Origin of the sequence: Streptomyces sp. NBC_00631, assembly GCF_045206895.1 — a bacterium.
GTDB lineage: Bacteria > Actinomycetota > Actinomycetes > Streptomycetales > Streptomycetaceae > Streptomyces.
Window position 1 is genome coordinate 9,967,743 of sequence record NZ_CP107734.1, and the last position, 13,817, is coordinate 9,981,559.

The 13,817-nt window shown below is 69.2% G+C and carries 6 protein-coding genes (1 of these 6 only partly in view); 2 read left to right on the forward strand and 4 right to left on the reverse strand.

Features of this window, described 5'->3' with window-relative positions:
* A protein-coding gene (locus OHB00_RS44885) for a non-ribosomal peptide synthase/polyketide synthase (RefSeq protein ID WP_406443876.1) crosses the window boundary here: on the forward strand, positions 1-8,735 show its end. It extends 14,353 nt beyond the left edge of the window; 8,735 of the gene's 23,088 nt are visible here — the last part of the coding sequence; the start codon falls outside the window, past its left edge; it ends in the stop codon at positions 8,733-8,735.
* A 16-nt stretch (positions 8,736-8,751) separates the two neighbouring features.
* Entirely contained in the window at positions 8,752-9,357 is a 606-nt protein-coding gene (locus tag OHB00_RS44890; protein ID WP_406443878.1) for a class I SAM-dependent methyltransferase, read from the forward strand.
* A 43-nt stretch (positions 9,358-9,400) separates the two neighbouring features.
* Here OHB00_RS44890 and OHB00_RS44895 read toward each other — a convergent pair whose 3' ends face one another.
* From OHB00_RS44895 to OHB00_RS44910, 4 genes are all read right to left on the reverse strand, one after another.
* Positions 9,401-11,200, reverse strand: a complete 1,800-nt coding sequence (locus OHB00_RS44895) for an FtsX-like permease family protein (RefSeq protein ID WP_406443880.1) — start codon at positions 11,198-11,200, stop codon at positions 9,401-9,403.
* Positions 11,188-11,925 carry an ABC transporter ATP-binding protein gene (locus OHB00_RS44900; protein WP_406443882.1) on the reverse strand — a complete coding sequence of 246 codons (738 nt, stop codon included), beginning with the start codon at positions 11,923-11,925 and terminating at the stop codon, positions 11,188-11,190. Before OHB00_RS44900 ends, OHB00_RS44895 begins: the two co-directional genes overlap by 13 nt.
* Positions 11,922-12,446 carry a helix-turn-helix transcriptional regulator gene (locus OHB00_RS44905; protein WP_406443884.1) on the reverse strand — a complete coding sequence of 175 codons (525 nt, stop codon included), beginning with the start codon at positions 12,444-12,446 and terminating at the stop codon, positions 11,922-11,924. The genes OHB00_RS44900 and OHB00_RS44905 overlap by 4 nt, the downstream gene beginning before the upstream one ends.
* A 134-nt stretch (positions 12,447-12,580) precedes the next feature.
* Complete coding sequence (locus OHB00_RS44910; RefSeq protein ID WP_406443886.1) at positions 12,581-13,582, reverse strand: transcriptional regulator; 1,002 nt, start codon at positions 13,580-13,582, stop codon at positions 12,581-12,583.
* Positions 13,583-13,817 lie beyond the last annotated feature (235 nt).

Genomic DNA, 13,817 nt, shown 5'->3' on the forward strand with positions numbered 1-13,817 from the left:
AGTCGGTGGTGGCGATCGTGATGGAGCGGTCGGTTGACCTGTTTGTGGCGTTGTTGGGGGTGTTGAAGGCGGGGGGTGCGTATTTGCTGGTGGATCCGTCGTATCCGGTGGAGCGGGTCGCGTTCATGCTGGCGGATGCGGGGCCGGTGTGTGTGGTGACGACGCGGGCGGGCGCGGGGGGTCTTCCGGTGGGTGTGCCGGTGGTGTGTGTGGATGATCCGGTGGTGGTGGCGGAGTTGGCGGGTGTGGATGTGGGTGGGGTGGGGTCGGTGGTGGTGTCGGCTGGTTCGGCGGCGTATGTGTTGTATACGTCGGGGTCGACGGGGGTGCCGAAGGGTGTGGTGGTGTCTCATGGGGGGTTTGGGAGTTTGGTGGCGGGTCATCGGGGGTTGTTGGGGGTGGGTCCGGGGTGTCGGGTGGGGCAGTTTGCGTCGCCGGGTTTTGACACGTTCGGGTGGGAGTGGTCGATGGGGTTGTTGACGGGGGCGGTGTTGGTGGTGGTGCCGGAGGAGGAGCGGTTGGGTGAGGGGTTGGCGGAGTTTTTGGGTCGGGAGGGGGTGACGCATGTGACGTTGCCGCCGGCGGTGTTGGCGGTGATGGATGAGGGGAGTGTGGGGTCGGGTGTGGTGGTGATTGCTGCGGGTGAGGAGTGTCCGCGTGAGGTGATGGAGCGGTGGTCGGCGGGGCGGGTGATGTTCAATTCGTATGGGCCGACGGAGACGACGGTTGATGTGTCGTTGTGGCGGTGTGATGTGTCGGCTGGGCGGGTGGCGATCGGTGGTCCGGTGTTCGGGACGCGGGTGTTTGTGCTGGATGGTGGGTTGGGGTTGGTGCCTCCGGGTGTGGTGGGGGAGTTGTATGTGGCGGGGGTGGGGTTGGCGCGGGGGTATCTGGGTCGTGGGGGGTTGACGGCGGAGCGGTTTGTGGCGTGTCCGTTCGGTGGGGTGGGTGAGCGGATGTATCGGACGGGTGATCTGGTGCGGTGGACTGCTGGGGGTGAGCTTGTCTTTGTGGGTCGGGCGGATGATCAGGTGAAGGTGCGGGGGCGGCGGGTGGAGCCGGGGGAGGTCGAGGCGGTGTTGGTGGCTCATGAGGGGGTGGGCCGGGCGGTGGTGGTGGCGCGTGAGGATGTGCCGGGGGACAAGCGGCTGGTGGCGTATGTGGTGGCGGCCGAGGGGGCTGCGTCTGGTGGTCTGCCGGGTGTGTTGCGGGCGTTCGCCGCTGAGCGGTTGCCGGAGTACATGGTGCCCGCCGCGGTCGTGCTCCTGGACGACCTGCCACTGACCGCCCACGGCAAACTCGACCGCGCCGCACTCCCCGCACCGGAGTACTCGGGGTCCGGCCGCGGGCGGGGGCCCGCCACTGTGGCCGAAGAGCTCATGTGTGGGGTCTTCGCCGAGGTCCTCGGCCTTGAACAGGTGGGGGCGGAGGACAACTTCTTCGAACTCGGTGGGCATTCGCTGTTGGCGACGCGACTGGTGTCGCGGGCCCGGTCGGTGTTCGGTGTCGAGTTGGGCGTGCGGGAGCTGTTCGAGGCGCCGACTCCGGCCGAGTTGGCGGTGCGGGTCGGTGGTGCGGGGTCGGCGCGGGTGAGTCTGGCGCCTCGGGAGCGGCCTGAGCGGGTGCCGTTGTCGTTCGCGCAGCGGCGGTTGTGGTTTCTGGCGCAGTTGGAGGGGCCGAGTCCGACGTACAACCTGCCGGTGGTGCTGCGCCTGGACGGCCAGGTGAACGTCGCCGCGCTGACGATGGCGCTGACGGATGTCGCCGCGCGGCATGAAGTGTTGCGCACGGTGTTCCCCGGCGACGACGGCGAACCGTACCAGCGGGTGCGTGACGTGGCCGAGATCGGAGAGATCGTACGGGTCGCGGAGGCCGCCGGCCGGGAGGAGGCCGACGAGCTGGTGGCGGTCGAGACCCGGCACGGCTTCGACCTGTCGGTGGAGATTCCGCTCCGTGCGCTGTTGATCCGGATGGGTTCGGACTCGACGGTGCTGGTGGTGGTGTTGCATCACATCGCAGGGGACGGCTGGTCGATGGGTCCGCTGGCCCGTGACGTGTCCAGGGCGTACGCGGCGCGGTGTGAGGGCCGGGCGCCGGAGTGGGAGCCGCTGCCGGTGCAGTACGCGGACTACACCCTGTGGCAGCGGGACCTGCTCGGCAGCGAAGAAGACCCGGACAGCCTGCTCGCCGGCCAGGTCGGTTACTGGCGGGAGGCACTGGCGGGGGCTCCCGCGGAACTCGCCCTGCCTCTGGACCGGCCTCGTCCGACCACTGTCTCCCACCGCGGTCACACCGTCGCCCTCGACATCCCCGCGGAGGTGCACGCGCAGTTGTCCGCACTTGCTCGCGAGCACGGCGTGACGATGTTCATGCTGCTCCAGGCCGGTCTGGCGGTGCTGCTGTCACGGCTGGGTGCGGGGGAGGACATCCCGGTCGGCACTGCGGTGGCCGGACGGACCGATCAGGCGCTGGACGACCTCGTCGGGTTCTTCGTGAACACGCTGGTACTGCGGACCGATGTCTCGGGCGATCCGACGTTCGCCGAGTTGCTGGAGCGGGTGCGCGAAACAAGCCTTGCGGCCCTCGACCACCAGGAGGTGCCGTTCGAGCGGCTGGTGGAGCTGCTGGCCCCCGACCGGTCGCTGGTACGGCATCCGCTGTTCCAGGTGATGCTCACTGTGCAGAACATCGCCGGCGCCAGCCTTGACCTGGGCGACCTGCGGGCCGCACCGCTCACTGCCGGTGAGATGGCGGCGAGGTTCGACATGAACGTGACCTTGGGCGAGGTCACGGTGGAGGGCCGTCCCGGCGGGGTGCGGGGTTCGTTGACCGGGTCGGCGGATCTGTTCGATCCGGCCACTGTGGAGGCGTTCGCTGATCGGTATGTGCGGGCGTTGACGGCCGTGGCGGCCAACGCGCACCTGCGGGTTCACGAGGTCGACGTGTTGTCGCAGGGCGAGCGGAACCGGGTGCTGGTGGGTTGGAACGACACGGGTGTGGTGGGGGCGGCGGATGTGGCGCCGGTGCGTTTCGGAGAGCAGGTGGTGCGGACTCCGGATGCGGTGGCGGTGGTGGATGGGGATGAGCAGGTGACGTATGCGGAGTTGGACGAGCGGGCGTCGCGGCTGGCTGGGGTGTTGGTGGCGCGTGGGGTGGGGCGTGAGTCGGTGGTGGGGGTGATGGTGGAGCGGTCGGTGGATGTGGTGGTGGCGTTGCTGGGGGTGTGGAAGGCGGGTGCCGCGTATCTGCCGGTGGATCCGGAGTATCCGGCGGAGCGTTTGGAGTTCATGTTGGGTGATGCGGGGCCGGTGTGTGTGGTGGTGAGCGGGGGGTTGGCGGACCGGTTGCCGGACGGGCTTGCGGTGGTGGTGGATGGTACGGAGGTGGCTGAAAGGCCGATGGCACCGGTGGGGGTGGTGCCGGAGCCGGGGGATGCGGCGTATGTGATGTACACGTCGGGGTCGACGGGCCGGCCGAAGGGCGTGGTCGTCACACACGGCGGATTGGCCAACCACCTGATGTGGGCGCAACGGCAGTTCGACCTGGAGCCGCAGGACCGCGTGCTGTACAAGACGCCGTTCGGGTTCGACGCCTCGGTGTGGGAACTGTGGTGGCCGCTGATGGCAGGGGCGGCACTCGTGGTCGCCGCACCGGGAGAACACCGTGATCCGGCCTACCTCGCGGATCTGATCCGGCGTGAGCGGGTCACCGCCGCGCACTTCGTTCCTTCCCTGCTGACGGCGTTCGCGGCCGAGCCCGCGGCGGCGGACTGCCGAAGCCTGCGGATGGTGCTCTCCGGTGGCGAGGCGCTGTCGAGCGGGTTGTACGAGCGGATCACGGGTCTGCTGGACGTGGCCGTGCACAACCTGTACGGGCCCACCGAGGCCACCGTCGACACGACTTCCTGGCACGCCGGTCTTCCGGGAGCCGAGGGCGGCAGTGTCCCGATCGGCCGGCCCGTCGACAACGCTCGCGTCTACCTCCTCGACCGGTTCTTGCAGCCGGTGGCGCCCGGTGTGGCCGGGGAGTTGTACATCGCGGGGACAGGCCTGGCCCGGGGATACCACGGCCGTACGGGATTGACGGCGGAGCGGTTCGTGGCGTGTCCGTTCGGTGGGCCGGGTGAGCGGATGTACCGGACCGGGGATCTGGCGCGCTGGACCTCAGAGGGCCAGCTCGTCTTCGTGGGACGCGCTGATGATCAGGTGAAGGTACGGGGGTTCCGGATCGAGCCGGGTGAGGTCGCGTCCGCCTTGGCGACGCATCCGGCGGTGTCGCAGGCACTGGTGGTCGCCCGCGAGGACGCCCTCAACGACAGGCGCCTGGTCGCCTATGTCGTTCCCGACGGTGTCACCGGGGCGGACGATGACCTGTCCGGTGAGCTGCGTGCGTATGCGGGCCGGCGGTTGCCGGAGTACATGGTGCCGTCGGCGGTGATGGTGCTGGACGCACTGCCGCTGATGGTGAACGGGAAGGTGGACCGGGCCGCTCTGCCGGAGCCGGAGTACGGCTCGGCTGGTGGTCGGGGGCCCGCCACGGTGGCTGAGGAACTCGTGTGCGCGGTCTTCGCCGAGGTGCTGGGTCTTGAGCGGGTGGGGGTGGAGGACAACTTCTTCGAGTTGGGTGGGCATTCGCTGTTGGCGGTGTCGTTGGTGCAGCGGTTGCGTGAGCGCGGGTTCGGGGTGTCGGTGCGGGTGTTGTTCGAGTCGCCCACTCCGGCGGCGCTGGCCGCGGCTGGTGGCGTCGGTGGTGTGGTGGAGGTGCCGGCGAACGGGATCCCGGACGGTGCGGAGGCGATCACGCCGGAGATGCTCCCGCTCGTTGATCTGTCGCCCGCGCAGGTGGAGTTGGTCTGTGCGGCGGTCGAGGGCGGCGCGGCGAACGTGGCGGACGTGTATCCGCTGGCGCCCGTACAGGAAGGCATCTTCTTTCACCATCTGTTCGCCCGTCCTGGTGAGGCGGACGTGTACCTGGTCCCGACAGTGGTGGCCTTCGACGGTCGTGAGCGGCTGGACGGGTTCCTGTCGGCGTTGCAGCGGGTCGTGGACCGGCATGACATCTACCGGACGGCGTTGGTGTGGGAGGGGTTGCCGGAGCCGGTGCAGGTGGTGCGGCGTCGTGCGGTCGTCCCGGTGACGGAGGTGACGCTGCCGGCGAACGAGGCTGATCCGGTGGCCGGGTTGCTGGCCGTGGCGGGCGAATGGCTTGATCTTCGGCGGGCGCCGTTGCTGCGGGTGCATGTGGCGGCGGAGCCGGGCGGCGACCGGTGGCTGGCGTTGGTGCAGGTGCATCACCTGCTCCAGGACCACACCGCGCTGGAAGTGGTCCTCGGTGAGGTCGCCGCGTTCATGGCCGGACGCGGTGACGAGTTGCCGGAGCCCTTGCCGTTCCGTGACTTCGTGGCACAGGCCCGGCTGGGCGTGTCCCGTCAGGAGCACGAGGAGTACTTCGCGGGTCTGCTGGGTGACGTGACGGAGCCGACGCTGCCGTTCGGCCTGTCCGACGCCCATGGCGACGGAACCGGAGTGCGGTCGGCGCGGCTGACCCTGGAGGACGGACTGGCCGAGCGGATCCGGGAACAGGCAAGCCGGCTCGGCGTGAGTCCGGCGACGCTGTTCCATGTGGCGTGGGCGCGGGTGCTGGCGAGCCTGTCCGGCCGTACGGACGTGGTGTTCGGGACGGTGCTGCTGGGCCGCATGAACGCGGGTCGGGGCGCGGAGCGGATCCCCGGCCCGTTCATGAACACCCTGCCGGTACGGCTGGACACCGCGGCTCATGGCGCGGTCGACGCGATCAGGGCCATGCAGTCCCAGCTGGCAGGTCTGCTGGTGCATGAACACGCCCCCTTGGCCCTGGCGCAGCAAGCCAGCGGTGTCCAGCCCTCGACTCCCCTGTTCACCTCACTCTTCAACTACCGCTACACGAGCCGGCCGACGGGCCGCGGGAACGGCGGCGCGGCCGGTGGTCTGGCCGGAATGAGAACTCTCCTCACCCTGGAACGGACCAACTATCCGTTGGCCGTGGCGGTTGATGATCTCGGGGTTGGTTTTGGGGTGACGGTGGATGTCGTGGAGCCGGGGGATGCGGGTTTGGTGTGCGGTCTGCTGCGGACCGTGGTGGACGGGCTGGTGACGGCACTGGGCGACGAGGGTGCCGGAGTGGGGCTGAGCGAGGTGGAGGTGCTGTCGGAGAGCGAGCGACGGCAGATTCTCACCGAGTGGAATGACACGGAGTTGGTTTCGGGCGTGTCGGTGGCGGAGTTGTTTGCTGAGCAGGTGGGGCGTGCTCCGGGTGCGGTGGCGGTGGTGTGTGGGGGTGAGGAGTTGTCGTATGGGGAGTTGGATGAGCGGGCGTCGCGGTTGGCGGGGTTGTTGGTGGGGCGTGGGGTGGGGCTTGAGTCGGTGGTGGCGATCGTGATGGAGCGGTCGGTTGACCTGTTTGTGGCGTTGTTGGGGGTGTTGAAGGCGGGGGGTGCGTATTTGCTGGTGGATCCGTCGTATCCGGTGGAGCGGGTCGCGTTCATGCTGGCGGATGCGGGGCCGGTGTGTGTGGTGTCGGTTTCTGGTGTGGTGGGGGTGGTTCCGCGGGATTCGGGTGTGCCGGTGGTGTGTGTGGATGATCCGGTGGTGGTGGCGGAGTTGGCGGGTGTGGATGTGGGTGGGGTGGGGTCGGTGGTGGTGTCGGCTGGTTCGGCGGCGTATGTGTTGTATACGTCGGGGTCGACGGGGGTGCCGAAGGGTGTGGTGGTGTCTCATGGGGGGTTTGGGAGTTTGGTGGCGGGTCATCGGGGGTTGTTGGGGGTGGGTCCGGGGTGTCGGGTGGGGCAGTTTGCGTCGCCGGGTTTTGACACGTTCGGGTGGGAGTGGTCGATGGGGTTGTTGACGGGGGCGGTGTTGGTGGTGGTGCCGGAGGAGGAGCGGTTGGGTGAGGGGTTGGCGGAGTTTTTGGGTCGGGAGGGGGTGACGCATGTGACGTTGCCGCCGGCGGTGTTGGCGGTGATGGATGAGGGGAGTGTGGGGTCGGGTGTGGTGGTGATCGCTGCGGGTGAGGAGTGTCCGCGTGAGGTGATGGAGCGGTGGTCGGCGGGGCGGGTGATGTTCAATTCGTATGGGCCGACGGAGACGACGGTTGATGTGTCGTTGTGGCGGTGTGATGTGTCGGCTGGGCGGGTGGCGATCGGTGGTCCGGTGTTCGGGACGCGGGTGTTTGTGCTGGATGGTGGGTTGGGGTTGGTGCCTCCGGGTGTGGTGGGGGAGTTGTATGTGGCGGGGGTGGGGTTGGCGCGGGGGTATCTGGGTCGTGGGGGGTTGACGGCGGAGCGGTTTGTGGCGTGTCCGTTCGGTGGGGTGGGTGAGCGGATGTATCGGACGGGTGATCTGGTGCGGTGGACTGCTGGGGGTGAGCTTGTCTTTGTGGGTCGGGCGGATGATCAGGTGAAGGTGCGGGGGCGGCGGGTGGAGCCGGGGGAGGTCGAGGCGGTGTTGGTGGCTCATGAGGGGGTGGGCCGGGCGGTGGTGGTGGCGCGTGAGGATGTGCCGGGGGACAAGCGGCTGGTGGCGTATGTGGTGGCGGCCGAGGGGGCTGCGTCTGGTGGTCTGCCGGGTGTGTTGCGGGCGTTCGCCGCTGAGCGGTTGCCGGAGTACATGGTGCCCGCCGCGGTCGTGCTCCTGGACGACCTGCCACTGACCGCCCACGGCAAACTCGACCGCGCCGCACTCCCCGCACCGGAATACGGAACCGTCGGCAGCGGCCGTGCGCCGGTGACAGCGGCCGAAGAGCTCATGTGCGAGGTCTTCGCCGACGTTCTCGGTGTCGACCGCGTCAACGCCGACGACAGCTTCTTCGAACTCGGCGGGCACTCGCTTCTGGCGATATCACTGACACAGCGACTACGCCTGCACGGATTCAACCTCTCCGTACGCGCGGTGTTCGAGGCCCCGACCCCCGCTGGGCTCGTCACCCGAATGGATCTGCCGTACGAGGGCAACGAGTTCGATGTCCTCTTCCCGATTCGGCCCTCGGGGACCAAACCACCGTTCTTCTGCGTCCACCCGGCCGGCGGACTCAGCTGGTGCTACATACCGCTGACCCATTACGCGCCGGAAGAGTATCCGCTCTACGGTCTCCAGGCCCGCGGCGTGAACGACACGGGCGACCTGGCGGGCTCGGTCAAGGAAATGGCGGCCGACTACATCAGGCAGATGCGGTCGGTGCAGGAATCCGGCCCCTACCACCTGCTGGGATGGTCGTTCGGCGGAATCATCGCCCACGAGATCGCCGTCCAGTTGCGAGCGGCAGGCCATGAGGTCGGCGCGCTGGTCTCCATGGACGCCGTGCCGTTCAAGAAGGGCGACCCGGAACCCGCCGGCCAGGTCCGAGAAGAGACGCGGACCGATCCTGATGGCGTCGCCGCGGCGGAGTTCGCCGGGGAGGAGAACAATCGCAGGCCCGGCGCCCTGCGCATGCTGCGGAACGCCGCGACGTTGAGTTTTGGGCATGAAATCGGCAGCTTCGACGGAAACATGCTGCTCGTGACCGCCACCGAGGACAAGGGGGACGAAGCGTCGAGCGCGGCCGCCTGGCAGCCCCATGTCTCCGGTGAGGTAGCGGAGTTCTTCGTTTCCTGCAAGCACACAGAGATGGCTCGTCCCGAAACGCTGGCGCAGGTCTGGGCCTGCATTTCGGACTGGCTCGGCCTGGGCAACGCCGCCGGTTCGGAGGAACCGGGGCGGTAGCGAAGGAGGTTGCGGCGTGGTGACACGGTCGGCGGACTGGGACTCGATATATCAGGCATCGGAGCAGGCGCCCTGGGAGGCCGGGCGTCCTCAGGAGGCGTTCGTCCGGCTCGCCGAGAGCGGCCTGCTCTCCGGACGCGTGCTCGACGCGGGCTGCGGCACCGGCGAGCACACACTGCTGGCCGCCCTGCACGGTGCCGACGTCACCGGGATCGACTGCTCGGCGACCGCTGTCGGCAGGGCGCGCCGGAAGGCCGACGAACGCGGACTGAAGGTCCGCCTGGAGGTTGGTGACGTGCTCGATCTCGGCAGCCTCGGCACGACCTACGACACGGTGGTCGACGTGGGGATGTTCCATGTCCTCGACGACGAGGAACGCCGGCGGTATGTCAGCAGCCTCACGTCCGTGACGGAGTCGGGCGGCACATGCCATCTGATGTGCTTCAGCGACCGCCAGCCGGGTGCGCTCGGCCCTCGGCGCATCACACAGGCCGAGCTGCGCCAGGCGTTCGACGACGGCTGGGAGGTGGCCGGCATCGTCCCGGAGACCTTCGCGATCGCCCCCAGGTTCGGCACGAAGGCTCATGCCTGGCTGGCCACCATCCGCCGGACAGCGCCCTGACCGGCCGGCCCCCGGCCCGAGCGTGGGCCGGGGGCCGGATGGTTCAGGTGATTTCCGCGCTGAGGGTCTCCGCGACGGATCGCCGGGCCGCGATGCGGGCAGGCAGGGCGGTGAGCGCCGCCGTGGTCACGACCACCGCGAGTGCGGCGCCCAACAGCCACCACGCCGGGGGGTAGACCGTCCCCGCGGCACTGAAGGGCCAGATGAACGCGATCCCCAGCGGGATGCCGACGACGGCGCCGGGCACGGTGGGCAGGAGCTGCGCGGCGGACAGCCCGGCCGTGACCTGCCCTGGGGTGGCGCCGAGCGTGCGGGCGACGGCCATGGTGTGCCGGGCCTCCAGCGCCGTGGTCCACGTGGTCGTCAGCGTGTTCACACCGGCGAGGATCATCAGGGCGGCGGCCACGACGACTATCATGTGCCGGCTCTGGGCGTCCTTCAGGTTGCCCAGGTGGGGCGAGTCGATTCCGTAGCTCACCTGGCGCTGGACGAAGATGATCAGCAGCGCTGTGATCGTGATGACGGTGGTGGCGATGCTGCACGCCTGCAGGAAAGCGCGGCCGGGCCGGCGGGCGATCAGGCGCACCCCGAGCAGGACCGGGACCGGCAGCATCGCGGACAGCCGGGTCAGGCGGGCCCGGTGCTCGGGTTGGCGTGCGGTGTCGGACAGCGCGGCGACCGTCTCGGTGCGCAGCGCCCGCAGGGTCGGGCCGAGGGTGGTGAGGACGGCCACGCCCAGGGCGACGACAGTCGTGAGGACGATGGTGCCGGTGCTCGGTCCGGCGGTGGTGGTGAGCAGACTGGCGGTGGGGTTGACGATGGTGGGCTGGGTGAACCGCGCGGCCAGCAGACCGAGGGCGTCGGCGAGGAGCGCCAGCGTCACGTATTCGGTGAGCAGGACGGCGGCGATGAGGCCGGGGGAGGCGCCGACGGCCTTGAGCAGTCCCACGCGGCGGGTCTGCTTGGCGGCGCGTCCCGCGGCGAGGGTGGCCACGCCGGCGATGGCGAGGAAGCTCAGCAGCCAGCTGCCGATGACCAGGATGGGCTGGCTGCCCTCGATGATCGTGGCGTCCTGGCCGATCATGAACTGCCAGCTCTGGAAGTTCGCGTACACCGCGGGGCCGCGGTGCGCGTTCACGAACGCCTGGGTCGCGTCCGGGTCGCGAAGTTTCAGATAGAGGAGCGAGGACACCGAGAGATGCTTGCCGGCCAGGGCCTTGGTGTCCTGTTTGCTCATCCAGACCAGGCCGCTGTAGTCGCTAGGCCCGCCGTCGGGACCGGTCAGCTGTGCGAACGGGTAGACGGTGGTGGCGGCGCTCACGGCTGTCCCGACGACCGGCATCGAGCGGCCGGCGACGGTGACGTGGTCGCCGACGTGGACGCCCAGCGCGATGGCGAAGCCGCGTTCGACCACGACACCTCCGGTGCGTACCCAGGTGCCGGAGGTGACCAGGGGGTGGTCCACCTTGCCCGGTTCGGCGTCGGCGCCGGTCACCACCACGTGCGAGGTGGAGCCCTTCGCCGAGAGCTTCGAGTAGTACTGGAGGTACGGACCGCTGTGCGCGACGACCGTGGGGTCGCTGGTCAACGCGTCCTGAGTGCGGGCCGTGGCCGCGGAGTTGTCGGGGGAGACCGCCACCACGTCCGGACCGGCCGTGGCGGCGCGGGTGTGGCGGTAGAGGGCCTCGGTCGCCCCGCCCAGTGACCCGCCCAGGGCCAGCATGCCGGTGGCGACCGTGAGGGAGAGGAGAAGCATCGCGGCCTGGCCGGGATGGCGGCGCACGTCGGACCAGACGAGACGGAACACGAGCAGGATGCGGCCCATGACGGTCAGCTCTCCCATCCGTGCATGCCGTCCACCGGCTGCCTGCGGTCCGCCATCCAGGTGTCGTCGACGAGTCTGCCGTCGCGCATCGACACGAGCCGGTCCGCGGTGGCCGCGACCCGCTCGTCGTGCGTGACGATCACGAGGGTCTGGCCCGCGGCACGCAGGTCCTCGAAGAGCCGCAGCACGTCCAGGGTGGCCGCGGTGTCCAGGTTTCCGGTCGGCTCGTCGGCCAGCAGCACCAGTGGCTCGTTGGCCAGGGCGCGGGCGATGGCCACCCGCTGGCGCTGCCCGCCGGACAGTTGCCAGGGCAGATGCCGGGCACGGTCGTCCAGCCCCACCTGCTCCAGCAACTGGTCCGCGCGACGGCGGGCCGTGCGCAGCGAGCGTCCGGCCAGCAGCACGGGCAGTTCCACGTTCTCCGCCGCCGACAGTTCCTCGACCAGGTGGAAGGCCTGGAAGACGAAACCCACCGACTTGCGGCGCAGTTGGGCCAGGGCCCGTTCACTGAGGGTGTCGATGCGCCGGCCGTCCAGCCACACCTCTCCGTCGGTGGGCCGCTCCAGGCCGCCCAGCAGGTGCAGCAGGGTGGACTTGCCGCAGCCGCTGGGGCCCATGACGGCCAGCATCTGGCCCGCCTGGACGTCCAGGTCGACGCCGTCCACCGCGTGAACCAGGCTCTCCCCCCGGCCATGGGTCCTTAACAGGTCGCGGGCCTGCAGCACCGCGTGGAACTGGTTCATTCGTCCTCAGCTTTGTTCTCGACCCTTGCCCAGAATTGCTCGCAGGCCCGCAGCCACCGCAGATCCGCCTGCAGCCGCAGAGCGACGCCCTCCAGCAGCAGGCCGGCGGCCGAGCCGTCCGGCTCGGCCAGCAGCGCGCGCTGTGCCTGCCGCAGGCGCCCCAGTAACTCGCGGCGGTGCGCGGCCACCAGTTCCACCGGATCGGCGAGCCGGGCGACTCGCGCCGCCGCGAGTTTGAGGTGCAGCTCGGCCAGGTCCTGCTTCGGCCAGCTCACCTCGGTCAGCCAGGTGGTCACCCGCTGCTGTCCGGCCGGTGTCAGTGCGTACACCTTCCGGTCGGACGGCCCTTCCGTTCGTTCGCGGACGACCAGTCCCGCTCGTTCCAGGCGGGCCAGGGTCACGTAGATCTGGCCCGCGTTCATCGACTCTCCGAGCGGACCGAGCGCCCGCCGCAGCCACTCACGCAGGTGGTATCCGTGCGACGGCTCCTTCGCGAGCATCGCCAGCACCACGTCTTGCATGCGTCCCCCTAACGGCTAGCTCATGAATAGCGGTTAGCCGTCACAGGAGTCAACCGAGGCCCCACCCGGACCCGTCGCTGTACGTGATCATGCCTGGTGGTGGCGGTGGTGATGGTGGTGATGAGAGGGGCGGCTCACGCCTCCCGGCGGGACGCGTCCTGCGTGCGCTTGTCCAGTTCCATGGCGAACTCGTACCAGGTCTCGGCGTATTGCCGGGCCAGCTTCACCACCAGTTCCCGGCAATGCGGCGGTACGACGACGGTCAGTTCCGACGACATGGCGAGCGCGTTCTGCTGGAGCAGCCGCAGCAGGTTCCGTCCCTCTTCGTTGTGGCGCAGCGAGGGATCCCGCAGGAGTTTCTTGAGCACGGGGGTGGGATCGACCTGTTCGAGCCGCCTCGGGCCCCGGTTGCCTCGGACGCCCGGTTCCTGGGCGGGCGTATCCGTGTCCTTGTGCGGGGCGGGCGCGTCGGCCCGTACGGTGACCGGCAGTTCGCCGAGCGCGATGCGTTTGCGTACATCACTCACCGTCGCCGGGGATATTCCGGCCAGCCGCGCCACCTCTCGTAACGAGGCTTCCGGGCGTTCGGCCAGCACTTCGGCGGCCTTGAGGCGTCCCTCCGCGCTGTTGAGCGGACGCACCTTGCCGTCGCTCCCGACCCGCGCGTTCACGCAGGTCCCCGCGTCACTGGACATGCGCCGGATGGCAGCGACGGTCTTGGCCCCGAGGCCCGAGGCCCGCGCGATGGCCCGATCGGACATATGCGGGTGCGATGTGACGATCCGTGCGGCCGCCGCTTTCCGGTCGGCGTGCGACAGCGGAAGTCCATGCGTCACATTGGCCGTGACCCCGCGGAGGAAAGCGTCCTCCGTACTGCCGTCGAAGAACTCGACCTCGATCGTCTCCTGCCCTCTCAGCACCATGGCGAGAAGGCGATGAATCCCGTCTATCACCCGCATGCTGCGGCGTTCGACGAGGATCGGTGGCAGTGGCTCCTCGATCTCGGCTAACCGGGCGATGTGCTTCTGGTCCTGTCCCTCGGAGCGCGGGGAATCACCGGGCAGAAGGGAGGATATGGGAACTCTCTCGATCCTCGGATCATGCGATGCGTCATGTGCCGCTGACGACTGGTTCAAGATATTCACCCCGTTGGAACAAATATTCAGGACGCAGTTCTCTGAGGAAGGATGTCGGCGGAGGGGCCGGAGATCACCGACTCACGGCACGGCCGAACCTTCCATCGGTGCCAGCGGTGCGCGGTCGTAGCCGCCCGGGCGGCCGGCCTGAGGTCCAACAGACCTGGGACATGGCTGACCCCTCTGCGCCTCCCCCCCACCGCCGAGGACGCGGTGCGCTCACGTTACGGCGGAT

Excerpts from the sequence above, each read along its gene's own strand:
- OHB00_RS44895 (WP_406443880.1), bottom strand. The coding sequence starts at position 11,200 with ATGGGAGAGCTGACCGTCATGGGCCGCATCCTGCTCGTGTTCCGTCTC.
- OHB00_RS44900 (WP_406443882.1), bottom strand. The coding sequence starts at position 11,925 with ATGAACCAGTTCCACGCGGTGCTGCAGGCCCGCGACCTGTTAAGGACC.
- OHB00_RS44905 (WP_406443884.1), bottom strand. The coding sequence starts at position 12,446 with ATGCAAGACGTGGTGCTGGCGATGCTCGCGAAGGAGCCGTCGCACGGA.